We start from the raw sequence: 26,495 nt of genomic DNA on the forward strand, positions 1-26,495 counted from the left end.
TACTGTGGATTTATTTGTTGCACTAAAAACTACAGTATGAAAACGAAATTGATCCTGGGAATAATGCTCTTATTAGGGCTCTCGATAGGCGCCAATGCACAGTCATTGCGTGGTAAGGACCGTGCCCAACATCAACGTATTGAACAAGGCAGGCGGAGTGGTGAACTGACCAGAGGAGAAGCGTACCGCTTATCAAAACAACAACGTCATATGCACAGGCAATACCAGCGGTACAGGAGAGACGGGCATATCAGCAGGGGTGAAAGAAGGCACCTGGCATATGAACAACGCAGGGTCAATCACCATATTTACCGGTATAAACACAATGGTAACAAACGCTTCTACTAAATTTTTTTGTTAACGATGAATGGTTGCTCAAAGAGTCCCTGCATTAATTGCGGGGATCCTTTTTTGCGGCAATCGTGAATCGGCAGTCGGCAATGCGTTTGCTTCGATAGGCGATGCACGTTTCACGGCTACAGCATCTCCGGGAAAAAACTTGCTCTTCTTTCTTCCCACTCCCCTTTTAGTATACTATAGTAAATAGAATCGCGGCGACGGTTGGAATGCATTTGCATATGACTGCGCAATACGCCTTCGGGTATCATCCCCACTTTCAGGAGAGCGGCTTTGGCGCGCTCATTGAGGTTATCGGTTTTGATCTCCACTCTTTCCATTTTCATAACACCAAAGGCATAACTCAGCAGGGCAAACTTTGCCTGCTTGTTGACGCCCATGCCAATGAAGTCAGGTCCCAGCCAGCTGGAACCGATCTCCAGGCGCTTGTCGAAAAAGGAAATATTCAGGTAGCTGGTACTGCCACACACTTCTTTGGTATCCTTGTCGATGATGACAAAAGGCATTCTTTTTTCCTGTGCCCGCTCCTGCAATAAGGAGGCTATCCAGGTACGTAGTGTCTGGGGGTCATTCAATTCCTGAACAAAATACTTCCAGGTTTCTTTTGATTGCGCCAGGGGATAGAGTGCATCAAAATCATCCGGTTGTAATAAGCGAAGTAAAACACGGGGTGTTTCCAGTTCAAAAGAATCAGGGAAGAAACGCTGGTATTCATTTAATGGAGCAGACATATGTAATGGCTATTAGGCCGACGAATATACAGCCAATTATTCAGCCACCCATTCCCCGGCACCCTGCCTGATGATGACCGGCTCTTCACCTGTACAATCGATCACGGTAGAAGGCACCATGCCGCCAATGCCGCCATCCACTACAATATCTACCAGCTTTTCAAAATTGGCGTACATGAGTTCGGGATCAGTATATTCTTCCACCATCTCACCGGGGAGGGTTGTACTCAATATGGGATGGCCCAATTCTTTTACAATAGCCCGGGCTATATTGTTATCCGGAACCCGTATACCGATGGTGTCCTTTTTACTTTTGAGGATCTTGGGTACTTCCTTGCTGGCCGGCAAAATGAAAGTATAAGGACCGGGCAGGTAACTTTTAAGCATCCGGTACAGGGGAGTAGAAATGCTTTTGGTGTACTGGCTGAGGTCGCTCAGATCATGACAAATAAAGGATAGCTGTGCTTTCTGAGGGTTTACCTGTTTAATACGGCAAATGCGTTCGATGGCCTTTTGCTGATAGATATCACAACCAAGTCCGTAAATTGTGTCGGTAGGATAAATGATCACTTCTCCTTTAGACAAACCGTTTACAATTGTATGAATATTACGGGGCTGTGGATTATCAGGATGAAGATGTAGCAGCATGCCATAAAATTATAGGTAAAAGTCAATAAATAGCAAAAACTGATCCCGGGGGCAAGAAAACGCAACAAAAATGGCCTCACAGTTGTCACATTATCAAGATATTCGGGGAGCTGTGGCAGTATAAATAGATTTAATATTAAATTAGCGCTAAATTTTGTCCATGCGTTTACAACCTGTTGACAGAGTAGATACTATAAGCGGAGAAGACTTTCAGCAGCACTATTATAAACCCATGAAGCCAGTAGTGATCAACAACCTGGCAAAAGATTGGCCTGCCTATACGAAATGGAACTGGAATTACTTCAAACAAATGGTGGGCGATAAACGGGTGGGGCTGTACAACAATGTTAAAAGCGACGCCTATACCCCAATCAATACGGCTGATGATTACAAGACCTTTGGTGAGTATATTGATATGATCAGTGAAGGTCCTGCTGCCTGGCGCATCTTCCTTTTCAACATTTTTGACCATGCACCACAGCTCACGCAGGACTTTACCTGGCCTGAACATATGATGAAAGGTTTTGTCAAGAAATTCCCCATGCTGTTTACAGGTGGCGCTACGAGTATTACCCACATGCACTTCGATATTGATATGTCGCACATCCTGCATACCCAATTTGCGGGCCGGAAGAAAGTGCTGTTATTCCCTTTTGAAGAGCAACACAAGCTGTACCGCAAACCTTTTGAAGTGCTTAGCCTGGCCGATTTTTCCCATTACCATCAAAATGGCCATCCGGATTATCAGCAATTCCCGGCCTTAAAGCTGGCGGAAGGCTATGAAGTGATACTGGGCCATGGTGACACTTTATTTATGCCAGCCGGTTATTGGCATCATATGGAGTATTTAGACAGTGGCTTTGCCATGAGTCTAAGGGCATTACAATCTTCTTTTACGGGCAAGTTGCAGGGCGCCTGGAATCTCTTTGGCATGCGAAGCATTGACACGGTCATGAAAAAGACAATGCCCAAATGGTGGTATGACTATAAAAAAGAGAAAGTATTCAAGGCGGCAGAAAAAGAATTGAGCCTTCAAACGATGCCCCAATAGACCTTTTTAATGGTTCTTTTTATGGCCTGAAATGGAAATTCAGATCACTAAAAGATTTTCAAAGCATAATTGATCTTTCTTAATAAATGGGTTCAAATGCCCCGCTCATTAAAAATTCTTGAAGAAAATATTGATTTTTAAGAAAACAGTCTTTACTTTTACCCTGCTTATGTGCTGAAACACTATTCACACCCGCAAAGCATCCTGAAATCTCCAATCTCCTCATTCCAACCATCCAATTTCCGGTACTATCGAAAAGAAAGCACGAATTCAATTCGTACAAATACTTTGTTCGCTACCCTTGTAAATGTTTTTACCTCTGTTACGTTGTTTACGACCCTGTGCGTTTTGGCAACTGAAAATATCGTTGTCAGTACCAAAACCAACTGCTTATGCTCCAAAGTTGCGGCAGTAAAAATGTAAGTGGATCAACTGAAAGTGCTCATCTGAACAATAAGAAACCAGTTTCTGGCCTACTATCCGCCATGCTGAGCCGCTTTTATGTTTCTTTCACTTGAACGACGGATAATCCAATTCAAGACCAATTTGGGATCCTTTAAACTGAATTTATATAGTCAAATATATAGTTACCTTCTTTCTTTTTGTGGTTTCAGAGGTAAGCACAGGCCGGCGATTTCCATCGCTGGCTTTCTTCATTTTTAGAAGGCAACAAGGCAGTGAGGCAACGAGGTTTAGGAGATGGTCCAGGTTTCGTGACCACGCAACAGCTTGTCCAGATCGCCCTTGCCTTTTGAATGGATGATTTCCTGTATTTGCAGTTCCATCATTTCCTCGTAACAGGGCCGGTCAGTTTCGTAGAAAACCCCAAATGGACGGGGCAGGTGCCCTTCAATCCGGGGATCATCAAACATACGAACCAGTATCTGGGCTTTATAAAAATCGTGGTCATCGTGTATCCACAGGTCATCGGCACTGGCACCCTCACCCAATTCCACAATGACGGGCTTAAATCCATCCAATTTGATCCCTTTGTTCTTTTGGGCGCCAAAAATGAGTGGTTTACCCTGCTCCAGGAACAAGGTATTATCGGGCTTGGTGGCCTTCTCCGTAAACGGTTCAAAAGCACCATCATTAAAAATATTGCAGTTCTGGTAGATCTCGAGGAAGGAAGAACCCTTGTGCTTATGACTGCGGATCAGCGATTCCTGCAGATGTTTGGGGTCACGATCCATGGTCCGGGCAATAAAGGTGGCATCTGCTCCCATTGCCAGCGCCAAAGGATTGAAAGGATGGTCTATACTGCCATAAGGAGTTGATTTGGTCACCTTTTGTTCTTCCGAAGTGGGGGAATACTGCCCTTTGGTGAGCCCATAGATCTGGTTATTGAACAACATGATGTTCACATCGAAATTACGGCGTAGTAAATGGATGGTATGGTTACCACCAATACTGAGCCCGTCACCATCGCCGGTCACGATCCACACACTCAGTTCAGGCCTCGCGGCCTTTAAACCGCTGGCAACAGCCGTAGCCCTTCCATGAATGGAGTGCATCCCATAGGTGTTCATATAATAAGGAAAGCGGCTGCTACAGCCGATACCAGATATGATCACAATATTTTCCTTGGGAATACCCAGTCCCGGCATGATCTTTTGCACCTGTGCCAGGATGGAATAATCTCCACAGCCGGGACACCAGCGAACTTCCTGATCGGTGGCAAAGTCCTTGGCTGTTAATACGGGGGCTGTTACTGCTTCGCTCATGTAATAAAGTTACTGAAAAAGCTGCGAGCTTTTAGCTACGAGCTGCGAGCCAAAACCCTTAGCTTCGTTTTTACAGAAAAATGCGCTTAGTTTGTAGCAATCAGCTCTTCCCAATACTCTGCAGCCCGGCGGGTGTGGGGGATAACGATGGTGCCGCCTACAATATTAGCTACGGCAAATACCTCATACATTTCTTCTGTATTGACACCCAATTCATGGCATTTGCCCAGGTGGTATTTGATACAATCATCGCAACGCAATACCATACTGGCTACCAGTCCCAGCAATTCCTTGGTCCTTTTGTCCAGGGCGCCATCTTCATAAGTATTGGTATCCAGGTTCCATAAGCGTTTCATCACCAGGTTGTTTTTACCCAGTATCACTTCATTCATTTTAGTGCGATAATCATTGAATTCATTGATCAGCTGGCTCATAACTTGTTTATTATTCCCCAAAATTAGGGAAGCTGTTCATTCATCATTTTACCGATCGGGTAAACGATGATGAATTCGTACATTCATTGCTACAAAACCCTGACATGAGTAAAATACGTTATACCAGTATCTTTTTCCTCTTCCTTACCCTGACAACCCTGGCTCAACAAGGCAAAGAACCGGTGAAAGTGACGGATCTGCTGAAAATAAAGTCACTGGGCGGCGTTACATTAAGCCGTGATGGCAGTAAAGCAGCGTTCAGTGTGACCAGCATTGAGCCGGATGGTGATAGCAAGACCGATTACAAATACACGAATCAGCTTTGGATGGTTGCCACTGACGGCAGCAGCGCGCCCAGGCCATTAACGGCCAAAGAAAATGCTTCTCAGGCCACCTGGAGCCCCGATGGAAAGCAACTGGCTTTTGTACGGACAGCAGATGGCAAAGCACAAATATTCCTGTTGTCGCTGGATGGCGGAGAAGCTATTCAGCTCACGAAATTCAAATATGGCGCATCCTCTCCCAGCTGGAGCCCTGATGGCAAACAGCTGTTGTTTGCGGCCAGTATTCCGTTGAAAGACCTGTTGAAAGATACGGACCTCAATCCCGGTAAACTAAGCCCCCAATGGCCTGCTGAAAAACCAGGCTTTGACAAAAATCAACAACTGCAGGCTTCTACGGCAAAAGCAGACCCCGATGGCTCCCTGGAAGAAGTGAGGGCCTATCTCGATAACAATGCCACGGACCGCAAGGCGCGGGTATTCAACAAACTGAATTTCCTGGATGAGACGAATGTATCATCCGAGATGAGCTTTAACCATTATTTCGTAGTGAATGCGGTACCTGGCGCAACCCCTGTGGCCATTACCAAAGGATTTTACCGTTTTAATAGCGCGGACTTCACACCTGATGGCAAACAGGTGATACTGGCTGGGGATGTAGATTCCCTACAACACCCTGACCGCTCGCTGGAAAGCCAGCTCTTTTTGGTCAATACCAATGGGTCTGGCTTACGTATGCTGCTGGGTGAAGAAGGAAAGATTTATTCCGGCCCCCGCCTCTCCCCTTCCGGCAAATGGCTGGCATTCCAATATGGCACTACGTCTTTTGTAAGTGTTCCCACCCTGGCCATCATGCCCATTAATGGGACTGTAAAAGATATCATCAATATTCCTTTTGACCGCAGCAAAGGGGCCGTGACCTGGAGCGCTGATGAGAAATACCTGTACTTCACTGCTCAAAGCAATGGCGGCGCACCGCTGTACCGGGTGGAAGTAAAGACGAAAAAGGTAGATCAGTTGACAGACTATAACAGCGGCATCAGCAGCTTTGATATAGAAAACAATAAACTGGTATTTGTAAAAACGGAAGTAGCTAACCCTTTTGAATTGTTCCTTGCAGATGCCTCCGTTCAAAATGCCAGACAGATCAGTCATTTTAATGACTGGGTGCAAAACAAAAAGCTGTCTTTTCCCGAAAAGAAAACCTTTACCAACAGTAAGGGCATGACGGTGGAATACTGGGTGATGAAGCCCATCAACTATGAAGCGGGCAAAAAGTTCCCGGTGGTATTGGAAATACATGGCGGGCCTTCTGCCATGTGGGGGCCGGGTGAAAGCAGCATGTGGCATGAATTCCAGTATTTCGCCAGCAAAGGATATGGAGTAGTGTATTGCAATCCCCGTGGCAGCGGCGGCTATGGCCTTGACTTTCTGCGTGGCAATATCAATGATTGGGGTGCAGGCCCTACGAGTGATGTATTGACAGCCCTGGATAAGGCAATAGCAGAGGGATGGGCAGATACTTCAAAACTCACCGTAACCGGTGGATCCTATGCGGGCTACCTGGTAGCCTGGATCGTTGCGCACGATAAGCGATTCAAAGCAGCCTGCTCTCAACGCGGTGTATATGATCTGGCCACCTTCTTTGGCGAGGGCAATGCCTGGCGGCTGGTGCCTAATTATTTTGGTGGTTATCCCTGGCAACCTGAAACCAAGACTATCCTGGAAAGAGAATCGCCTATTACTTATGTAGCAAACATTACTACGCCCTATATCATCTTCCATGGAGACAATGACCGGCGCACGGGTTTTGTACAAAGTGAAATGCTGTACCACAGCCTGAAGGCGCTGGGCAGACCTGTGGAGTATGTACGCCATCCGAATGCCACGCATGAAATTACCCGTAGTGGTGATAACCGTCAACGCATAGATCAGCTATTGCGTACCTGGGAGTTTTTTGAGCGGTGGATCAAATAGATTGCCATTGTGCTATCAAGCGTTATTGAATGGCCTCTATTTTGATGGTCTCCAGCTGTTGACGCTGCTCTTGTTTGTATTGGTCAAATACAGGCAAGGAAGACTGAGAGATAGGTTCTGCTGAAGGGAATTTCTGTCGCAGGGGATCAACCTGCTTATTGTTTTTCCAGAAACGATAGCATACATGGGGTCCGGTGGCCAGGCCTGTGCTACCCACATAACCTATTACCTGTCCCTGCCGCACATGCTGGCCTTTTTTGGAGGCCCGCCTGCTCATATGCAGGTATTGGGTAGTATAGGTATTGTTGTGCCTGATCTTCACATAATTACCATTGAAACGGGAAAACGCAGATTCTACCACCACCCCACCACCGGTAGCGATGATAGGAGTACCGGTATGAGCAGCATAATCAGTGCCCAAGTGGGCCTTCCAGCGCTTTTGTACCGGATGGAACCGGCGCATGGTAAACCGGGAAGTAATATGGCTGAACTTCAGGGGAGCTTTCAGAAAAAAGCGACGCAGGGTCTTACCCTGTTCATCATAATACTCACCAGGCTGGGTGCTATCTGATTGAAAATAAAAGGCGTAAAAGGGTTCATTGTCATGTGAAAAAACAGCTGAGCGGATGGTTCCCAACTCTACTGGTTCTTCTTTAATGTATTGCTGCTCGTATACTACTTTGAACCAATCACCCTCATGGATAGAATAAAAGTCAATAGACCAGGCGTAAATGTCGGCCAGTTTCATCGCAAGCCCCGGATCCGCACCTGCCTTTTTGAACGTTTCATACAGGGAGCCTTCGATCTTGCCTGAAGCAGTGAGGGTACGGGTAGTGACGGTTCTTTTGCCGGTATAGATGCTGATAGAGTCGCGCAGGTCATATACTACATAATCGATGGCATTGGGCTGATAGACAAAATAAAGGGCTTTTTGCAGGCTGTCTTTGGTACAGAATACGGTGTACTGATTGCCTGCCCGGATATTGCGTATATCAAAAACACCTTTTGATTTGATGGCCAGCAGTGCAATGGTGGGATCATCTACCTGATACAGTTCCAGTATATTAGCCAGGAATTCATTGCGTTCGATGGTCTTTTCTATAACAGTAAAAGAGTCTACTGGCAGCCCGAACTTCCTTTGCGATACAGGAGGAGGGGTATTGGCCACTTTTGCCAGAGGATCTAATGTATTGCTTTTTGCGGGTGCTTGTGAATCCGTACAACTGGCCAGAGCAACCACGAGGGTGATCAATAAATAAAAACAAGTGGTGGAAAGGTGAGGTCTTTGCATCTTTTGGTTGATTGTACGCGGTTAAATAATGGCTGATTACTACTTTATCAGTCGCCCTGCCGCGTCCTTATGCTTAACTTCCTGAACAATCAACGATGACAATAGCGAGGCTCAAAACGATAATCAATGGGAATAACGCAAGGATAGGGCATTTCTTATGTTCTGCGAAAACCTGCGGGATTAAAATTCTGTGAAAAGGATGGCTTACCCTATCACGTCCTTACTGAATGGCATAAAAGAAAGCTCCATAAGTTTGAGGTGCTGACGGGCAAATGGAATACCGATAATGGTGATCAGCAGCAGGAAAGCAAATACCAGGTGAATGAATGCGGTGTACAATCCGCCGCAAAGCAGCCAGATGATATTGCAGAACAGGGAAAGACAGCCGCTGCCACCCGGTTTAGAAACGATCTGCTTGCCAAAGGGCCATAGCACTACACCAGCCAGTTTAAAACATTGCAGGCCCCAGGGAATACCCACGATGGTAACGCAAAGCACCAGACCGCCAACAATATAGCCCAGGGCAGACCATAAGCCGCCAAAGAGGAGCCAGATAACATTTCCTATCAGATTCATGTGCAGGGATGTTTAGTGATCAAAAACTGGTGCAAAATATACTCTAATTGCCGGGAGGCAATATAAAACAGGCGGTTGGCCGGTGAAATTACGGTAAAACCAGTCCTTATGCCGGTAAAAGGGTATTACGCCGAGCCTGTTGGTCATTAAACGGGGAGCAATAAAAAAAGCCCTCCATTTGACGGGAGGGCTCCAATGTATTGTAACAGTAAACCGATTATTAATAACGGTTGCTGTTGCTGCGAGGAGAGAAAGAACGGCGATCATTTCCACCACTGCGCTCTTCACGGGGACGAGCTTCAGTTACTTTGATAGCACGGCCTTCTACGATACCACCATCCAGTTCAGCAATAGCTTTACGGGCAGCTTCATCATCAGACATTTCTACAAATCCGAATCCACGGCTTTTGTTGGTGAATTTGTCAGTGATTACTTTGGCAGAAGAAACTTCGCCATAGTCAGCAAAAAAATCTTGCAGGTCTTCATCGGTAACATTGAAACTCAAATTTGAAACATAAATGTTCATAACAAAAAACTAATTAAATTTTTATAATGATCTGAGAAAAAAGCAGCGTAAAGAAAGACTAACTAACTAATAGCAGAAATGCGTAGCAGACTACATCGTTCACTTACTAAATGCTAAACCTCAAATTGACGGCGCAAATATACAACGTTTTCATTTCAAAATCCCCGCTTCATAATAATCATTTGTTAAGACAAGCAATCGATAAACCTGTCGTCAAATGTCAGAGAATTGTAATTTTTTTAAGCCATTAATAACTGACTTTACCTATATTCATCCACTAAAAGCTTCATTACTATGCTGTTCAACAAGAAGGTGACTGTATTATTTATGTTAGTGATCCTGGTACTGGCAGGTATTGCAGCCAGCAAACCGCCCAAGGGTACGCACAAAAACCTCAAGGTGTTGCCGAAAAACATCAGCCATGATGACCTGGACAAGATAATGGATGAATGGAAGGCGGCGCTGGGGGTTAAATGCAATTTTTGTCATGCTCCCCGTAAGGATGACCCCAAGAAGCTGGACTTCGCCAGCGATGAGAAACACGAGAAAGAAGAGGCCCGGGAAATGTTCCGTATGACGGCCAAGATCAACAAAAAGTATTTCCATTACAAGCAAGGTGATACCACTTCTGTGGCGCCTATCGGCTGTATGACCTGCCACCATGGCCAGGAGCATCCGGAGAACAAAGCACCTGCCAAAAAGTAGCAATTGATATAGCATTAACGGAAGCCTGTTTGCCCGGTGCAGACAGGCTTTTGTATTTTCTACCTGTTTCCTGCCCATATAACATATAAAATAGCCAACAGTTCTTTTTTTTGTTACCGCCCCCACTACCTAATTTTGTCCCTCATATTTATAATAATCACATGGCTGCACAACAATTCGACTTTGGTATGATCGGCCTCGGCGTAATGGGCAGGAACCTGTTGCTCAATATGGCAGATCACGGGTTTAAAGTCATCGGATTTGATAAAGACAATCAGAAAACAACCGCTTTTGAGGCGGCTGCTACCCCGGGTACTACGGTAAAAGGTGTAGGCACACTGGAGGAAATGGTCACTCAACTGTCGGCTCCCCGCAGAATTATGATGCTGGTACCAGCAGGTAAACCGGTAGATGATGTTATCGAAAGCCTGTTGCCCCTGGTACAGCAAGGCGATATTATCATTGATGGCGGTAACTCGCACTACACAGATACTTTACGCCGGGTTACTTACCTTAAAGGGAAAGGCATCCATTTTATGGGTGTAGGTGTTTCCGGTGGTGAGCAGGGCGCCCGCACAGGCCCCAGCATTATGCCCGGTGGCGACCAGGAAGCTTATCCGCATGTACAACCCATGCTGGAAGCAATTGCCGCTAAAGTAAACGGAGAGCCCTGCGTAGCGCATTTGGGTAAAGGAGCTGCCGGCCACTATGTAAAAATGGTGCACAATGGTATTGAATATGCCATTATGCAGCTGATCAGTGAATGTTATGACCTCCTCCACCGTGGAGCGGGCCTGAACAATGATGAGCTGCACCAGGTATTTGACAGCTGGAATAAAAGTGATCTGCAATCATTCCTCGTTGAAATCACTGCGGATATCTTCCTGCAACAGGATGATAAAACACCGCAACGCCTCATTGATGTTATCCTTGATAAGGCAGGCGCCAAAGGAACCGGCAAATGGACTTCCCAGGATGCCATGGAAATTGGAGTACCCATCCCTACTATCGATATGTCGGTTACGATGCGCAACATTTCCTCCCTTAAAGAAGAAAGAGTAAAAGCTGCCGCGCTCTATAATACACAGGCCGGAAAGATCAGTACGCCGAAAGAGGCCTTTATTCAACAGGTACACGACGCCTTGTACTTTGGGATTTTGATCAGCTATACCCAGGGGCTTGCTTTGTTGCACAGGGCCTCCACCGACCTGGATATGCAGATCCCCATGCAGAAAGTAGTAAGTGTATGGCGTGGCGGATGTATTATCCGCTCTTCCCTGCTGGACCTGTTTACCAAGATCTATACTCAGAACCCACAGCTCGAAAATTTGTTGTTAAATGAGCAGATCGCCCAACTGCTGCAAGGCAAAGAACAAAACCTGCGCACTGTAGCTGCTATTGCCACCCAAAATAAGTTTGCAGCCGGCTGCCTCCTATCTGCCTTAAGCTATTTTGATGCTTACTGCAGCAGTCAGTTGCCGATCAACCTTGTACAAGCGCAACGCGACTATTTTGGGGCGCACACTTATCAACGTATTGATCAGCCAGGAACATTTCACACGATCTGGAACAAATAGTCCGGCTCAAACTAATATAATATGCAAAATCATAAACGTCCACCAGCTTCCCTGTTGTTCATTTTTGGTGGCAGCGGCGATCTGAATCACCGTAAACTCTCTCCCGCCTTATACAACCTGTTCATAGATAATTGGATGCCCGATAAGTTCAGCATTGTGGGTATCGGCAGAAGGCCTTTCGCCAATGATGATTACCGCAAACACCTGCTGGATGGGATTCAACAGTTTTCCCGCCGTAAAGGTGAGCAAAACGGCAAGTGGGCTACGTTTTCACAAAATGTGTCTTATCTGCAAATGGATGCTTCAAATGAAGCAGACTATCAGAAGATCGCCGACATCGTAAAAGAGAAAGAGCAGGAGTTTGGCGAGCACCCTAATGTGATCTTCTACATGGCAGTGGCGCCACAACTGGTGCCTGATATCGCCAGCAAGCTGGGGCCTCTTAATATCTGTCATGATACGAAGTGCACCCGTATTGTGGTGGAAAAGCCTTTTGGCCATGACCTGAAAAGCGCTCATGAGCTGAATGAGCTGTTGTCCAGCATGTTTGATGAAAAGCAGATCTACCGAATAGACCATTACCTTGGCAAAGAAACGGTTCAAAACATCCTGGCGCTGCGTTTTGCCAACGCCTTGTTTGAGCCCATCTGGAACCGGAATTATATTGAGCACGTACAGATCACGGCAGCAGAAACGGTGGGTGTGGAAGGCCGTGGAGATTATTATGAAAGCTCCGGCGCTTTGCGCGATATGGTACAAAACCATATCCTGCAACTGATGTGTATGATTGCCATGGAAGCGCCTGTTTCATTTGAAGCAGACGAGATCCGTAACAAGAAGGTAGATGTGCTCAATGCCATTCGCCGCATCACGAATGAGGATGTACACGCGCATGCTGTACGTGGCCAGTATTCCGAAGGCTGGATGAAAGGCAAGAATGTGCCGGGTTATCGCCAGGAAAAGAATGTAGCGCCCAATTCGCCTGTAGATACGTTTGCAGCTGTTAAGTTCTACATTGACAACTGGCGCTGGCAGGATGTACCGTTCTATGTACGTACGGGTAAACGCATGCACCAGAAATCGACCATCATTACTGTGCAATTCCGCCCGGCGCCTAATTATGCATTCCCTCCGGAGGCAGCTGAGACCTGGCGCCCCAACAGGCTCACGATCAGCATACAGCCGGAAATGGATATCCGCCTGCGATTCCAGTCCAAACGCCCCGGTCAGTCTATGACATTGAACCCGGTGGATATGATCTTCAGCTATAATGATGCCTACGATGAAGAAGAACCGGAAGCATATGAAACACTGCTGCTGGATGTAATGGAAGGTAATGCCACTTTATTCATGCGTTCAGACCAGGTAGAAGCAGCCTGGAAGATCATTATGCCGATCCTGGAAACCTGGGAAGCCAGGCCACCGGTGGATTTCCCCAATTACGCACCCGACAACTGGGGCCCAGAAGATGCAGAAGCATTGATAGCCCGGGACGGACGTAACTGGGTGAACCTGCCTATTCAAAAACAGACTACCAGCAAATCAGAAATAGGTACAAAATAAGATACGCATGCAGCTTCATATTCAAAAGGATGCCACCGCTGTGAGCCATGATCTGGCAGAATGGATTACGCAGGCTATTGAGACCACCTTACAAACAAATGAGCGTTTTACCTGGGTGGTTACGGGAGGCAACTCTCCCAAGCTATTATATGAGTTGTTGTCAGCTGCGCCGTACAAGGATAGGGTTGACTGGAAGAAAATGCATATTTTCTGGGGAGATGAACGGGCAGTTCCTTTTTCGGATAGCCGCAATAATGCCCGCATGACCTTTGAGCAACTGCTGAATCGTGTTCCTGTAATAAAGGAACAGGTACATGTGATGAAAACGGATATAGCGCCTGATGCATCAGCAGCTAATTACGAGCAGATACTACACCAATATTTCCCTGAAGAAGGCGCTACATTCGACCTGGTATTAAATGGAATGGGTGATGATGGGCATACCTTGTCCCTTTTCCCGCATACAGCGGTCATTCATGAAACAAAGGCCTGGGTAACTTCTTTTTACCTGGCGCCGCAGGAAATGTACCGCATTACGCTTACGGCTCCTATTGTGAACCGTGCCCATAAAGTGGCCTTCCTTACTTTCGGAAGCAATAAAGCACATGCATTACAAGAGGTACTGAAAGGGGCGCGCAATGTAGATCAGTATCCTTCTCAGATCATACAACCAGCATCAGGTGAGCTGCACTGGTTTGTAGATGAGGCGGCAGCCGCTGGATTACAATAAAGGAATAATTAAACCGATAAAAAAGACCGATAAGCTCATCAGAACTTATCGGTCTTTTTGCATTATTATCGAGTTATTTGAAGATGCCGTTGATCAGTGCATTGGTCAATTTCCTTTCTCCCTTTGTCCAGATGGTATTCGGTGGTGGAAACTCATTGAGGTTATGGCCTCCCTGGTTCTCAAAATCAAAGATGGCGTGACAATGAGCATTGAGCACCAAAGCACATTTGAGCCAATCCCGTGACCAGATTATTTTCAGCCCCCAAGGCTTCTCATTCTCTGTAACCTCTTCTACATTGTAAATATGCAGGGCATCCAGTATCCGCTGCTCACCTGTATCCGGGGCTATTTCCAGCGCATAGAAGTATCCTGTATCAGTATCATCCTCAAAAACAACCGCATAGTTATTCTCATTGGATTTACTTTCTACAAAGATCTCTTCACCAGGTGTGAAGGGCTTTTCAACTAATAGGTATCCTCTCATTTTGCATCTACTGAATCATACACGATCACTTTCGTCCAGAGTGATGAACACTCTTCCACAAACTTCAGGTGGATAGGATCAACCTGGTAACTAGCCTGGTCGGCATCATTATCGAAAAAGGTACACCAGGAAATAGCGTAACTGGTGTCAATCACGCCGCGGTTGGTATCAGCAGGCTGGCCGATATGGAACCATTTGATGGTCTTAACAGCCGACAATTTCTTTAATCCGGCAATTAGCTTTGCTTTGTCTTCTTTGCTATCGGGGTTCTTTAACCAGAAATATACGTGGTGCACAAACTTATTTTCAGCCATGTCGGTAGTGTTATTTTCCGCTAAAGTAATCAATCCGCCAGCAATAGCAGCTTTACCGGTACTGGCAATAAATTCACGACGGGTAGTGCTCATATTACAACAATTTGTTTTTTACTTCCTGCTCGCCTTCAACCAATCCTTTATTCCTTTATAGATCTTTTTAGCCACTGCCCGGTGAAATTTGGGATCCATGATCCTGCGCTCATCTTCTTCATTGCTCAGAAAAGCTATTTCCACCAGGCAGTTGGGGTATTCGGTTGGGCCGCTTAAAGCGAAATTGAAGTTGCCGATATTTCCGTAATTATCCAAACCCAGTTCCAGCATCCGGTCCAGGATGGTTTGGGTAAGCGGACGGAAACCGATATAGCGGTAGTAGGTACTGGTACCTTTGGCGGCAGGGTTTCCGGCAGAATTAAGGTGCAGGCTGATAAGAAGGTTAGGATCCTGCTGGCGCAAGGCCAGGGTACGATCTGTCATGCTGAGGTCTACATCCAAAGTGCGGGTCATGTAAACATGTGCCCCTTTACGGCCAAGGTATTTTTGTAAAGCTTCTGCAAACTGCAGGGTATACATTTTTTCAAATCCTTTAGAAATTACCCCGGAAGCGCCGGTATTGCTGCCGCCATGACCGGCATCCACGGCAATCACCAGGTTCTTCATGCATAGCTTTTCCGGCTGCCGTTTAATACGGATCATCAGGCGTTTACCGCTGCTGTCATAGGCGATATAATGACCCCAGTGTTGCTGGTGCTTTAATTCAATAAAGACCCTTAGTACATCATCTTCCACCTGCTCATACCAGGCGTTCCTGATTTCCTTAACCGACTTTAATTGGGTGATCCAGTTGGTATTGGAGGTGACCCCAAAAATATCCACCACCAGGCGTGAAGGATTGATCTGCTGTATACTGCGGTAAGGCAGGCGTTCTTCCATACCTACGGCAACAATATCATGGGTTGCATTGCCATATACCCGCCAGCTTGCGGTGAGGTAATAAGGTTTATTATGTTGTGCTGTATCGGGCTTAACATTGGCTTTGGCTATATAGCCAGTATGATAGCGTGAAAGCTGAACCTTATAATCTGTTCCAACCGAATCTATCACTTTAAGTACAACATTGGTATCGAGGAAGGTCATCTTGGCGCCACCAAGACGGTCATCACCCAGGCCATATTCCAGGAAGGGAAGCTGACCGGTAGTCTTCACATAAAAGTAACTGGCGGTAGTATCCTGCGCCCGGGCATTCATCAATACCAGGAACAGGAATGGGATGGATACTATTCGTTTCATATGGCAAAATACACAGCAAACCAATATCAAATTCATTTGCAACAAATTGCTGGCAATACATAACCATTTGAAATATCTATGCGATTTTCTCCCTGCAAAACAGGCAGGCATAAAAAAGGTGGCAGTATCAACTGCCACCCATATCAATGAATGAGATCATTAACTAATTGTTCTTACAAAGGATACTTATTGTCCTTGATAAGCTTGTCGGCAATTCTGCGACGGGCATCTTTGCTGTTAAATACTTCTACTTTAGTAAAGCGTTTTATTCCCAGCAACATCATCCTTTGTTCATCGCCTTCCGCAAATGCATTGATGGCATCCTTACCATATTTGTTGATCTTATCGGCAGCATCATACAGATAAGTACGCATGATGTCGAGTTCAAACTGGCAGGCAGCTTCTCCTTTGCGGTCAGCCAGTTTGATAGCCCTCAATAAAGCGCTTTCTGCATTAAAGGTCTCAATAGCCATATCGGCAATGTGCATCAATACTTCCTGCTCGCTTTCAATCTTCATCATCAGTTTTTGCACAGCAGCGCCGGCTGTCATCAGGATGGCTTTCTTGAAGTTGGCAATGGCCTTCTTTTCTTTAGCAAAAGCTTCTTCTTCGCCGCTGCCAAAATCAGGAATACTCATCAGTTCCTTCTGCACAGCCATGGCAGGTCCCATAAGATCCAGGCGACCCTTCATGGCACGCTTGAGCACCATATCCACTGTCAGCAGCCGGTTTATTTCATTGGTGCCTTCATAGATGCGGTTGATGCGGCTATCGCGATAGGCTTTTGAAATTATATATTCATCGCTGTATCCATTACCACCATGCACCTGTACGCCTTCATCTACTACAAAATCCAGCATCTCACTACCAAATACTTTCAGCATTGCACACTCAATGGCATATTCTTCTGCAGCACCCAATAAAGCTTCATTAAAGGGCTTACCGGAAGTAAGCAACTCCTGTTCTTTGTCGTCAATCCATTTAGACGTACGGTATAGGGCACTTTCTGCTACCCACATTTTGATGGCCATTTCGGCCAGTTTGTGTTTAATAGCCCCAAAGTTGGCAATGGCAGTCTTAAATTGTTCGCGTGTAGTAGCGTACTGAATCGAAGTATTGGCAGCTCTTTTAGCCCCGCCTAATGCAGCAGCACAGAGCTTCAAACGCCCTATGTTGAGGATATTGAAAGCAATGATGTGCCCCTTACCTATTTCGCCCAATACATTCTCCGCAGGTACTTTACAATCCTGGAAGTACAATTGAACGGTAGAAGAACCTTTAATGCCCATTTTGTGCTCTTCCTGCCCCTGGGTGAATCCTTCAAACCCACGCTCCACTATAAAACCTGTGAACTTATCTCCATCTACTTTGGCAAATACGGTATACACATCGGCAAAGCCGCCATTGGTGATCCAGCATTTCTGTCCGTTCAACAGGTAATGCTTACCATCAGCACTCAATTTAGCGGTTGTCTTAGCTCCCAATGCATCACTGCCGCTATCAGGCTCGGTAAGGCCATAAGCACCTTTCCATTCGCCGGTAGCCAGCTTGGTAATATATTTTTCCTTTTGGGCATCGGTACCAAAATATAAGATCGGTAAGGTTCCGATACCAGTATGAGCAGCTACAGCCACGGAGAAAGAAAAGCCTCCACCCAATCCCTCATTGACGAGGGTAGAGGTGATAAAATCTTTACCGAGACCTCCATAGGCTTCAGGGATGGAAGACCCCAGCAAACCCTGCTCACCAGCCTTGGCTACCAAGGAAGGCATGAGTCCCGGCTCCAGTTTGTCAATACGATCAATCACCGGCAGTATTTCTGCATCGAGGAAGGACGTACACATATCTTTCACCATCTGCTGTTCTTCGTTAAAATCTTCCGGGATAAATGTATCAAAAGCAGAACCTTCTTTGATCAGCCATTCGCCGCCTTTCAAACTTGTGTTTTGTTGTGTTGCGCTGCTCATAAAAAATGTTTTATATTGATTTAATTCATATGGTAAATAGCAGACTCTTCTATTTCAGGTTGTCATACACTATTTGCAATACTTCTTTACAGATCTCAATGCGTTCGGGTGGTACTCCCTGCAGGGCTTCATTCAATGTTTCCTCGGCCAATCCCATACTTTGTTCCTGCAGCTTTTGTGCCTGTTTGGTGAGAAAGATCAGGTTCATGCGACGGTCGGCATCTGACGAGACCCTTTTCACCAGTTGCAATTTCTCGAGGTTATCTACGAGCCTTGTAATACTGGGCTTGTCACGGAAAGTGGCATTGCACAGTTCCTGCTGGCTAATACCATCCTGCTTCCACAAATGATATAATACACTCCACTGCTCGATGGTTACATTGAGTTCGGCGGTATTGAATTTCTTCTGCAGCCGACGTGCAATAGCAGTTGATGCTTTACCGGTAATAAAGCTGTAGAGCTCTCCTTTTCTAAATTGGTTGTTTGACATATAGTTGTTTATACAACTATTCAAACTTACGGAATTTCCTGCTCCCGGGCAAGTTTTTTGCGGCTAATAAATTATTAAGGGTAAACCTGTATAACCCTTGTTAGTCATATGCGCAAAAAAGATTGCCTATTGGACATAGATCAAATTCGTGGCAAATAATGTCATTTTATCGATCCGACTCAGCGAAGGGGACACAAAATCGTTAGATTCGTCTTCCCACCCCGTTTATTGATCGTACCCACTTCTGGTACCACTATCCTGTTTCTTTGCCCCATGACCTAAACCTGCAAACATGAAATATTTTTACCTGGCCCTTTTGTGTGCCTCCTGCTGTACTGTAAGTTTTGCACAGAATATGAGGATGGTTGCTATCGGATCTTCCACTACAGGCGGTACTGGCGCCAACCCAGCAGACAGCGCCTGGGTGAACCGCTTTACCTACTATTATAAAAACCAACTGGGCATAGTGGATATTGTTTATAACCTTGGCTGGGGCGGCTCCAGCTGTTACAGAGGAATGCCATCCAGTTATTCGCCGCCGGCCGGCCGGGAAGGACCAGATCCTTTCAATAATGTTAGCAGGGCTGTAACACTGCTCTCGGGCATGGCTATTCCCGCCAATGGGGTGGTGATCGTCAACTACCCTACCAATGGCTATATTACTTACAGCATTGCCGAGATCATGAATTGCCTGCAGGTTATCTATGATTCAGCCACCAGGCTTGGCAACAAGTGCTATATCACCACTACACAGCCACGCAATGATGCTGGCTTCAATAATCCTGTTATCAAACGCAAACTGGCGGATATCAAAGACTCCATTATCAATCGTTTTTCTGTAGGCAATACCATCAATTTCTGGGATGGCATGTTCAATCCGTCAGATACATCAATCCTGCCAATCTATGCAGCAGGTGACAATATTCACTTTAATAATGCCGGTCACCGGGTATTATTTGAAAGGGTGAAAGCTAAAAACGTATTCAGTGCGATCCTGCCCATCAAGCTGCAGCAATTCACAGGCACTATACAGGATAAAAAAGTTATTCTGAAGTGGACGGTCGATCAGGATGATCCGGCTGGCTCATTTACCATCCAACGTAGTGCTAACGGACAGGACTTCGAGTCACTGCATCAGCAACCCGTGACCAACCAGGCAGGCACTCATACTTACACATTCACCGATCAAACACTCTTACCGGGAACCAGTTACTACCGCCTGGCTATCCGGGAAAGGGATCATACTGATTACTCAAAAACAGTTACGATCAAAGCTGCATTGCCGGCTTTGACGATAAAACGCCTGTACCCCATCCCAGTCACTAAAAGACTACTGCTGGAACTTGTTGCAGAAAAAGCGCAGCCGATCACCATTGACATTATCACCAGTGGCGGTATGCTCATACAGCGTACTGCACGCCAAATAACCAATGGCATCAACTATTTGAATGTGCCAGTGGCGCAACTAGCCACCGGCATGTATTATGTGCGGATCAATTGTGCGGGCAACGAACCGCTTATCCGGGCATTTAACAAATAAAGCATCGTGATCAGATACTTACTGATAATGTTGTAGTTTTATTGCAGTCTGTATATGCAAACTGCTTCAATTAACTATAAGTCGTCACAAATCAATTACTCCTATGGTGGCAGTGGGGAAAAACTGCTGCTATGCCTGCATGGTTATGGGGAATCGGAAAAAAGCTTTCGGTTCCTGGAAACCTACCTGCCTGCAGGTTACCGCATCCTCGCTATTGATCTGCCCTTCCACGGAGAAACACAATGGCATGAAGGGCTTCATTTCACTACCGACGACCTTCTTGCTATCATCGACAGCATTTGCCGGCAACATACTGGCTACACTGGCCGATTGACCATTGCCGGTTTTAGCATGGGTGGAAGAGTTGCGCTAAGCCTGTTGGAAAAAATACCGGCACAAACCGACAAGGTACTACTGATGGCATCCGACGGTTTAAAGGTTAATATCTGGTACCGCCTGGCCACCCGTACTATAATAGGTAATCGCTTTTTCCGGTATACTATGCACCGGCCACAATGGTTTTTCTTATTACTAAAAATAGGCGATGCCATAGGGCTTATCAATCAAAGTGTTTATAAGTTCACCCGCTATTATATTCATGATAAACAGGTACGGGAAGATCTGTATAAGCGCTGGACCTGTATGCGGTACATCAGGCCTCATCTTCCCGGAATCAAAAGGTCTGTAGTGCAATATGCTATTCCTGTTCGTTTGTTGTATGGGCAATATGACCGTATAATACGGTATGAAAGGGGAGAAAAATTCCGTTCTGGTATTGAATCTTTCTGTACGTTGCGGATAATTCCAACCGGTCACCAGGTGTTACAGGAAAAAAATGTGCAGGTGATCCTTGAATTATTACAATTTTAAATCCGTTCAATCAATTTCCTGTACATGCCAATATTCCTCTTCATATTTTTCTTATTGATGGTGGGATATGCCATCCTTATCAATTTTTACCACCGGTCGTGGAACCGGCTGCAATCCTTCAAGTTGCCTCCCGATACAAAACCTTCCACCTTCATCTCCGTTATTGTGGCGGCCCGAAATGAAGAAAAAAATTTACCGGCCTTATTGGATTCACTGAACAATCAACGCTATCCTCAGTCATTGTATGAAGTGATCATTGTAAACGACCACTCAACGGACAATACCTGGTCCATATTGCAGCAAGCCGCTTATCCTGAATTAAGACTAAGGCCGCTTAACCTGTCGGCCTATATTAACAAAGATGAAACCAGCCGGTCGTTTAAAAAAAAGGCTATTGAAACAGGTATACAACAATCGAATGGCAGCCTGATCGTTACAACCGATGCAGATTGCCGTTTTGGTGAACACTGGCTGGAGAGCATTGCTGCTTTTTATGAATCCACGCAGGCAAAGTTCATTGCAGCGCCCGTAAAAATAATAGCCCGGCCCACCCTGCTGGGTATTTTTCAATCGCTGGACTTTATCACCTTACAAGGCATAACCGGGGCTTCGGTATCACAGCGTTTCCACTCTATGTGCAATGGTGCTAACCTTGCCTATGAGAAAAAAGCATTTGAGGAGGTCAATGGATTTGAGGGGATTGATAATATTCCTTCGGGGGATGATATGCTACTCATGCATAAGATCTATAAAAAATATCCCGAGCAGGTATTTTACCTGAAAGCCAAAGAAGCCATCGTGTCTACTGATCCGGCATCCAGCTGGAAGGCGTTCTTTCACCAGCGCATTCGCTGGGCCAGCAAGGCAGACAGTTACGACGATAAGCGCATTTTCTGGACGCTCCTGCTGGTATACTTAATCAATGTTTGTTTTTTAGTAGCTGCCGTAGCTGCTTTTTGGCATAACATCTGGCTATTCTTTTGCCTGATCCTGTTATTGGCGAAAGTGCTGATCGAATTTCCTTTCGTACATTCAGCAGCCATCTTCTTCGACCAGGGCTCGCTGATGAAGTATTTTCCTTTTTTACAACCCATACATATTCTATATACTATTATTGCAGGATGGCTGGGCAAGTTTGGAAAATATGAATGGAAGGGGAGGGTAATCAGGAAGCAGGCTTAAGTTTACAAAACACTATTTTCACCCATGGCTACTGCCACTACACGTTCTACCTGGCGACGACTGAAGCGTAACAAAGGCGCCCTATTTGGCATTGTGATCATCATATTGGCCTTATTCGTGGCATTACTGGCCTATGTACTAGCTCCTGATGGTACACCCAATGCCAACAGGATGATCGTAGAGATTGGCGGACAAAAGCCTGGTCATAAACAACAATTCCTCCTGCTCCCCAAAGAACGCTCTTTTGAAAAAGTATCTTTTTTTACACGCCTTATGAGTGGCCGGGAAGACCGGTATCAATACATCCCCATCAGCAGCTATACCAAGACAAAGGACAGCCTCATTATTCAGCAATTTATAGATGAAGGAATTACGGAGCGGATAGCCTATCCCTATTCTGCCACCAGTTTTCATGATGGCTATTCAAACGGGATGGTTAATATCATCACCCAAACATTTTACCTGGGTACGGATAAATACGGCCGCGATATCCTTAGCAGGCTATTGGTAGGGGTACGTGTAAGCCTGAGTGTAGGATTGGTGACGGTATTGATATCCCTGAGCATTGGGGTATTGCTGGGCTCGCTGGCTGGGTATTTCAGGGGATGGGTAGATGATGCCATTATGTGGTTTATCAATGTTATCTGGAGTATTCCTACTTTATTACTGGTATTCGCCATTACCCTTATGTTGGGAAAAGGCTTCTGGCAGGTATTCATAGCTATTGGTCTTACCATGTGGGTCAATGTAGCGCGCATCATACGGGGTCAGGTATTGAGTGTACGTGAAATGGAATATGTGGAAGCTGCGCGTGCATTGGGATTTTCTCATCCACGGATCATTGTACGTCATGTGCTGCCTAATGTAATGGGTCCTGTAATGGTGGTGGCCGCCTCCAACTTTGCATCGGCTATTGTGATTGAAGCGGGCCTCAGCTTCCTGGGTGTGGGTGTGCAGCCTCCGCAACCGAGCTGGGGCTTAATGATCAAGGAGAACTATAATTTCATTATTACCCATAATCCTATGCTGGCCCTGGCCCCGGGTTTTGCTATTATGCTGCTGGTACTAGCATTCAATATGCTAGGCAACGGACTAAGAGATGCCTTGCAGGTAAAAGCTTAAAATGAAAAAGTCCGGGATAACCGACTTTTGTCAGCAAGCCCGGACATGTATGAATTTGTTTCTATTTATTTTCTGGAATAACGGTAGCTGCCAGTCCACTTATTGGATGCACAGCTTTTAGAGGTAATCGTAATCTTTACAATACTGGGAGTTGCAGATGGGGTATTGGTAATACTGAAATTACTGATCGCCGTTTTTACATCTGGCAGCGTTTGAGTAAAGAAGGCAGTTCCTCCTGCTTCAGGCGCGGCAGAGACCTCAATGGTAACACCTGCTGTAGGCAGGCTGGCAGAGATATTTACCTGTAAAGCGAAGTTGGGACCAGGCCCCGCAGGTTCAGTGCTGCCATTGGCCGGGGTAGTACTCACTGTCATGGCAGTCTCACTGCAATTGTTATTGCCGCCACCTCCGCCCTTTTTGCAGGAAGAAATAGTGGCCAGGAAAAACAGGGTTGTAAGGCTTAATAATACGATCTTTTTCATGTTGCAATAGGTATTGTAATGGAACTCCCTTTAAAGCTAATATTTAATTGGCTTATTCAGCACATCAATTTTATTGTATAATGCCCGTGAGTTTATCCCGCCATTACCTGCACATTACGGTTAAAGCTTTCTTCCAGGGATATAAAAGTTTCGGTACGTTCTATGCCTTTGATCTTCTGTAATTCATCGTGTAATACAAACCTCAATTGATTAATATCACGGCAAATGATCTCCGCAAACATGCTGTAATTGCCAGTGGTATAGTTGAGGCGGGTAATTTCAGGTATTTTTTGCAACTCCTTGGCTACGGAGTCATAGAGTGAGCTTTTTTCAAGATATATTCCAATAAAAGCTATTACATCATAGCCCATTTGCTTCAGGTCCACGTTTAATTTAGTACCTTTCACTACCCCTGCTTCCTGTAGTTTTTTGATCCGCACATGGATGGTGCCTCCCGAAACGAATAACTTCTTACCAAGGTCTGCATAAGAAATCTCGGCATTGTCCATCATCTCGTGAATGATCTGTAAATCGAGTTTATCAAGATTCAATTTAGATCCCATTTAGCAATCGTTTTTTTGTAAAACATCAAACAATTGTACAAATATTTGTATAATCTCGAAACTTTCAAAATTTTTATTGAATATTTCTCAACGAATAGGCATATTTCTTTAATATTGCATTGTGATCGTTCTTTAAAACAAGGTACATAGATACTGTGGAGTGATGGAACTTGGCAGACATGCCCCCTTGTCTCGGGGGCGGGGATCACAGGATAAACGTAGTGTAATGCCGTCCTTCGGGATGACTGGGGTTGACCACCACAGATTGCGCTACAGCTAACTGCCCCGTGGAGGTTCGAATCCTCCCTCTACAGCCAGAGCAAGCAACACATAAACCCTTTCGGATTCTTCCGGGAGGGTTTCACTTTTTTTAATCCTCTCCCCACTCTTTTTAATCTTTCCCATTTGGGTAAAATACCTTCTCTTTTTTATCTTTATTACCTCTACTATTTAATTGCTCCTTCTACTTTGCCAACGGATTCTCCGGTATCCTCCTACTCCAATTCCTGATCTTTCTTCTTTATTTCCTCCTGATCCCCAGGCTGGCATTCGTGTGCCTTGGTTTACACATATTGCTCATAATTAAATAGCTTATGAAGGTTTGCTAATTTAAAATAATAGTTAACTTAGAACATCCTATTATTATCAATACCTTAAACCTTTCATTCATGAAATCATTAAACCTTCTTCGTTTGGCAGCTTTATCCGCTGTCCTGTTTTCGCTGTCCTGTAAAAAAAGGGGGCAATTTGAAGTATACTGCAAGATCGAACAAATCATTAGTAAGTATCAGTATAATCCATCCTACCCTGTGGAAACCAATGTATCAACTTTCACACACAATGCATGGGGCGACCCGGTAAGCATTATCCAAAGTAACCCCCAGATGGGTATTCCTCAATCCGTAATGGAGAAGGGCTATAGCTACGATGCCAATGACAACCTCATCAGGTCGAACGTAACCTATGACAACAAGATCAACTTCCTCCGCACCAGCCTGGTACTGGCTTTCATGATGCGCGATTACAGCAAGAATAATTATCTGACAGCGCTCAGTTATAACAGCAAAAACCTGCCCACTACTTATCCTGTATCAACGATGACCTCTGGTGGCGGACCCGTATTTTTCTATAACTCAGCTGAGGAGATCAAATACACCTGCGACAACAATAGCAACGATTTAGATTAAGAATCCGTAGCCCCTTGGGCACCTCTGCGGCCGGCAAAGCCCGTTGTAAAAGAGTTTCTCTTTTCAGCGGGTTTTTTGATTTCGCTACTTTTGCGCCCATGGGCCATAAGAAGTTAATACGCTTTGCAGAAATGACCACCTTCCCCAATGTGCTGCAATACCCGGAAAATATGCCCGGGAAGTGGAAGGATTTTTTCCATAATGATAACCCACTGGTGCTGGAACTCGCCTGTGGTAAAGGGGAGTATGCGGTAGGATTGGGCAGATTATTCCCGGATAAAAATTTTCTGGGGATCGATCTCAAAGGCAATCGCATCTGGGTGGGGGCTAAAAAAGCACTACAGGAAAATCTCACGAATGTGGCATTTCTGCGGACACAGATCGACAAGATCGCCAGCTATTTTGCACCCGGCGAAGTGTCGGAGATCTGGATCACCTTCCCCGATCCCCAATTGCGTACAGGCAAAGCTAAGAAGCGGCTTACACATCCCAAATTCCTGCGGATGTACCAACAAATACTGGCCCCGGGAGGTTATATTAACCTGAAAACAGATTCGCCGAGTTTATACAGGTTCACCAAATGGGTCATCGACCTGCATGAGTTGCCGTTGGTACAGGATATGGACGATGTATACGCCAATAAGGATATCAGTGAAACGCTGAAGATCAAAACGCATTACGAAAGCCTGGACATAGCACAGAGTAACCGGATACATTATTTACAGTTCAGCCTGCCGACTACACCCTTGCCCGATAAAAATGAAGCCTTAAAAGAATTGCTACTTGAAGAAGGAACTGATAGAAGGAGTTGATTATTATTATAATGAACAGGG

The 26,495-nt window shown here is 45.5% G+C and carries 27 protein-coding genes and 1 tRNA gene; 14 read left to right on the forward strand and 14 right to left on the reverse strand.

The genetic code is table 11. From position 1 onward, the window contains the following. The first annotated feature begins 36 nt into the window (after positions 1-36). A complete protein-coding gene (locus D3H65_RS22175) occupies positions 37-348 on the forward strand; it encodes a hypothetical protein (protein WP_119052413.1) in 312 nt (103 codons plus the stop codon). 128 nt (positions 349-476) lie between these two features. Here D3H65_RS22175 and D3H65_RS22180 read toward each other — a convergent pair whose 3' ends face one another. Next, positions 477-1,088 (reverse strand): GNAT family N-acetyltransferase, encoded by a 612-nt coding sequence (locus D3H65_RS22180; RefSeq protein ID WP_119052414.1) that lies wholly within the window; start codon positions 1,086-1,088, stop codon positions 477-479. Between the two features lie 36 nt (positions 1,089-1,124). Then, positions 1,125-1,736 carry an L-threonylcarbamoyladenylate synthase gene (locus D3H65_RS22185; protein ID WP_119052415.1) on the reverse strand — a complete coding sequence of 204 codons (612 nt, stop codon included), beginning with the start codon at positions 1,734-1,736 and terminating at the stop codon, positions 1,125-1,127. A 160-nt stretch (positions 1,737-1,896) separates the two neighbouring features. Here D3H65_RS22185 and D3H65_RS22190 point away from each other — a divergent pair, with 160 nt between their 5' ends. Then, positions 1,897-2,787: a cupin-like domain-containing protein gene (locus tag D3H65_RS22190; protein WP_119052416.1), complete on the forward strand. Its 891-nt coding sequence runs from the start codon at positions 1,897-1,899 to the stop codon at positions 2,785-2,787. Positions 2,788-3,479: 692 nt separating this feature from the next. Here D3H65_RS22190 and D3H65_RS22195 read toward each other — a convergent pair. Together D3H65_RS22195 and D3H65_RS22200 are read right to left on the reverse strand one after the other, a co-directional pair. Next, positions 3,480-4,511: a 2-oxoacid:ferredoxin oxidoreductase subunit beta gene (locus D3H65_RS22195; RefSeq protein WP_119052417.1), complete on the reverse strand. Its 1,032-nt coding sequence runs from the start codon at positions 4,509-4,511 to the stop codon at positions 3,480-3,482. An 86-nt stretch (positions 4,512-4,597) separates the two neighbouring features. Next, positions 4,598-4,945, reverse strand: a complete 348-nt coding sequence (locus tag D3H65_RS22200; RefSeq protein ID WP_119052418.1) for a carboxymuconolactone decarboxylase family protein — start codon at positions 4,943-4,945, stop codon at positions 4,598-4,600. A 104-nt stretch (positions 4,946-5,049) separates the two neighbouring features. Between D3H65_RS22200 and D3H65_RS22205 the strand changes: the two genes are divergently transcribed. Then, complete coding sequence (locus D3H65_RS22205; protein ID WP_119052419.1) at positions 5,050-7,203, forward strand: S9 family peptidase; 2,154 nt, start codon at positions 5,050-5,052, stop codon at positions 7,201-7,203. Between the two features lie 22 nt (positions 7,204-7,225). Here D3H65_RS22205 and D3H65_RS22210 read toward each other — a convergent pair whose 3' ends face one another. From D3H65_RS22210 to D3H65_RS22220, 3 genes are all read right to left on the reverse strand, one after another. Continuing rightward, complete coding sequence (locus D3H65_RS22210) at positions 7,226-8,494, reverse strand: M23 family metallopeptidase (RefSeq protein ID WP_119052420.1); 1,269 nt, start codon at positions 8,492-8,494, stop codon at positions 7,226-7,228. Between the two features lie 204 nt (positions 8,495-8,698). Continuing rightward, positions 8,699-9,070, reverse strand: coding sequence for a YccF domain-containing protein (locus D3H65_RS22215; protein ID WP_119052421.1), 372 nt, complete (start codon positions 9,068-9,070; stop codon positions 8,699-8,701). 220 nt (positions 9,071-9,290) lie between these two features. Next, the gene (locus tag D3H65_RS22220) at positions 9,291-9,596 is read right to left on the reverse strand and encodes an RNA recognition motif domain-containing protein (protein WP_119052422.1); all 306 of its coding nucleotides are present in this window, start codon (positions 9,594-9,596) and stop codon (positions 9,291-9,293) included. 294 nt (positions 9,597-9,890) lie between these two features. Between D3H65_RS22220 and D3H65_RS22225 the strand changes: the two genes are divergently transcribed. The 4 genes from D3H65_RS22225 (at position 9,891) to pgl (ending at position 14,171) form a co-directional block, all read left to right on the forward strand. Beyond that, the gene (locus D3H65_RS22225; protein ID WP_119052423.1) at positions 9,891-10,301 is read left to right on the forward strand and encodes a c-type cytochrome; all 411 of its coding nucleotides are present in this window, start codon (positions 9,891-9,893) and stop codon (positions 10,299-10,301) included. 161 nt (positions 10,302-10,462) lie between these two features. Further along, the gene (gndA, locus tag D3H65_RS22230; RefSeq protein ID WP_119052424.1) at positions 10,463-11,878 is read left to right on the forward strand and encodes an NADP-dependent phosphogluconate dehydrogenase; all 1,416 of its coding nucleotides are present in this window, start codon (positions 10,463-10,465) and stop codon (positions 11,876-11,878) included. 21 nt (positions 11,879-11,899) lie between these two features. After that, entirely contained in the window at positions 11,900-13,441 is a 1,542-nt protein-coding gene (gene zwf / locus D3H65_RS22235) for a glucose-6-phosphate dehydrogenase (protein ID WP_119052425.1), read from the forward strand. 7 nt (positions 13,442-13,448) lie between these two features. Further along, positions 13,449-14,171 carry a 6-phosphogluconolactonase gene (pgl, locus tag D3H65_RS22240; RefSeq protein ID WP_119052426.1) on the forward strand — a complete coding sequence of 241 codons (723 nt, stop codon included), beginning with the start codon at positions 13,449-13,451 and terminating at the stop codon, positions 14,169-14,171. A gap of 73 nt (positions 14,172-14,244) precedes the next feature. Here pgl and D3H65_RS22245 read toward each other — a convergent pair whose 3' ends face one another. From D3H65_RS22245 to D3H65_RS22265, 5 genes are all read right to left on the reverse strand, one after another. Next, a complete protein-coding gene (locus D3H65_RS22245; protein WP_119052427.1) occupies positions 14,245-14,655 on the reverse strand; it encodes a DUF2251 domain-containing protein in 411 nt (136 codons plus the stop codon). After that, positions 14,652-15,062, reverse strand: a complete 411-nt coding sequence (locus D3H65_RS22250) for a Dabb family protein (RefSeq protein WP_119052428.1) — start codon at positions 15,060-15,062, stop codon at positions 14,652-14,654. Before D3H65_RS22250 ends, D3H65_RS22245 begins: the two co-directional genes overlap by 4 nt. Before the next feature lie 18 nt (positions 15,063-15,080). Next, positions 15,081-16,259, reverse strand: coding sequence for an N-acetylmuramoyl-L-alanine amidase (locus D3H65_RS22255; protein WP_162915770.1), 1,179 nt, complete (start codon positions 16,257-16,259; stop codon positions 15,081-15,083). 173 nt (positions 16,260-16,432) lie between these two features. Next, on the reverse strand, positions 16,433-18,226 hold the full coding sequence (locus D3H65_RS22260) for an acyl-CoA dehydrogenase family protein (RefSeq protein WP_119052430.1): 1,794 nt from the start codon (positions 18,224-18,226) through the stop codon (positions 16,433-16,435). Between the two features lie 49 nt (positions 18,227-18,275). Next, positions 18,276-18,716 carry a MarR family winged helix-turn-helix transcriptional regulator gene (locus D3H65_RS22265; protein ID WP_119052431.1) on the reverse strand — a complete coding sequence of 147 codons (441 nt, stop codon included), beginning with the start codon at positions 18,714-18,716 and terminating at the stop codon, positions 18,276-18,278. Between the two features lie 292 nt (positions 18,717-19,008). On the opposite strand from D3H65_RS22265, the gene D3H65_RS22270 reads away from it, so the two are divergent. Genes D3H65_RS22270 through D3H65_RS22285 form a run of 4 tightly spaced genes read left to right on the forward strand, consistent with a single transcriptional unit; the run spans position 19,009 to position 23,430 of the window. Next, positions 19,009-20,256 (forward strand): hypothetical protein, encoded by a 1,248-nt coding sequence (locus tag D3H65_RS22270; protein ID WP_119052432.1) that lies wholly within the window; start codon positions 19,009-19,011, stop codon positions 20,254-20,256. A 54-nt stretch (positions 20,257-20,310) separates the two neighbouring features. After that, on the forward strand, positions 20,311-21,126 hold the full coding sequence (locus D3H65_RS22275) for an alpha/beta fold hydrolase (protein WP_119052433.1): 816 nt from the start codon (positions 20,311-20,313) through the stop codon (positions 21,124-21,126). 24 nt (positions 21,127-21,150) lie between these two features. Beyond that, positions 21,151-22,308 carry a glycosyltransferase gene (locus tag D3H65_RS22280; protein WP_119052434.1) on the forward strand — a complete coding sequence of 386 codons (1,158 nt, stop codon included), beginning with the start codon at positions 21,151-21,153 and terminating at the stop codon, positions 22,306-22,308. Positions 22,309-22,332: 24 nt separating this feature from the next. Then, positions 22,333-23,430, forward strand: coding sequence for an ABC transporter permease (locus D3H65_RS22285; protein WP_119052435.1), 1,098 nt, complete (start codon positions 22,333-22,335; stop codon positions 23,428-23,430). A gap of 65 nt (positions 23,431-23,495) precedes the next feature. On the opposite strand, the gene D3H65_RS22290 is transcribed toward D3H65_RS22285, so the two are convergent. Further along, positions 23,496-23,912, reverse strand: coding sequence for a hypothetical protein (locus D3H65_RS22290; RefSeq protein ID WP_119052436.1), 417 nt, complete (start codon positions 23,910-23,912; stop codon positions 23,496-23,498). Between the two features lie 92 nt (positions 23,913-24,004). Next, complete coding sequence (locus D3H65_RS22295; protein ID WP_119052437.1) at positions 24,005-24,475, reverse strand: Lrp/AsnC ligand binding domain-containing protein; 471 nt, start codon at positions 24,473-24,475, stop codon at positions 24,005-24,007. A 154-nt stretch (positions 24,476-24,629) separates the two neighbouring features. Between D3H65_RS22295 and D3H65_RS32995 the strand changes: the two genes are divergently transcribed. The 3 genes from D3H65_RS32995 (at position 24,630) to trmB (ending at position 26,474) form a co-directional block, all read left to right on the forward strand. Beyond that, positions 24,630-24,792 (forward strand) — tRNA-Asp (locus D3H65_RS32995). 351 nt (positions 24,793-25,143) lie between these two features. After that, the gene (locus D3H65_RS22300) at positions 25,144-25,662 is read left to right on the forward strand and encodes a hypothetical protein (RefSeq protein ID WP_119052438.1); all 519 of its coding nucleotides are present in this window, start codon (positions 25,144-25,146) and stop codon (positions 25,660-25,662) included. Positions 25,663-25,676: 14 nt separating this feature from the next. Further along, entirely contained in the window at positions 25,677-26,474 is a 798-nt protein-coding gene (gene trmB / locus D3H65_RS22305) for a tRNA (guanosine(46)-N7)-methyltransferase TrmB (RefSeq protein WP_245999562.1), read from the forward strand. Positions 26,475-26,495: the final 21 nt, after the last annotated feature.

The sequence above is a fragment of the Paraflavitalea soli genome, assembly GCF_003555545.1.
In the GTDB taxonomy this organism is placed as follows: Bacteria; Bacteroidota; Bacteroidia; order Chitinophagales; family Chitinophagaceae; genus Paraflavitalea; species Paraflavitalea soli.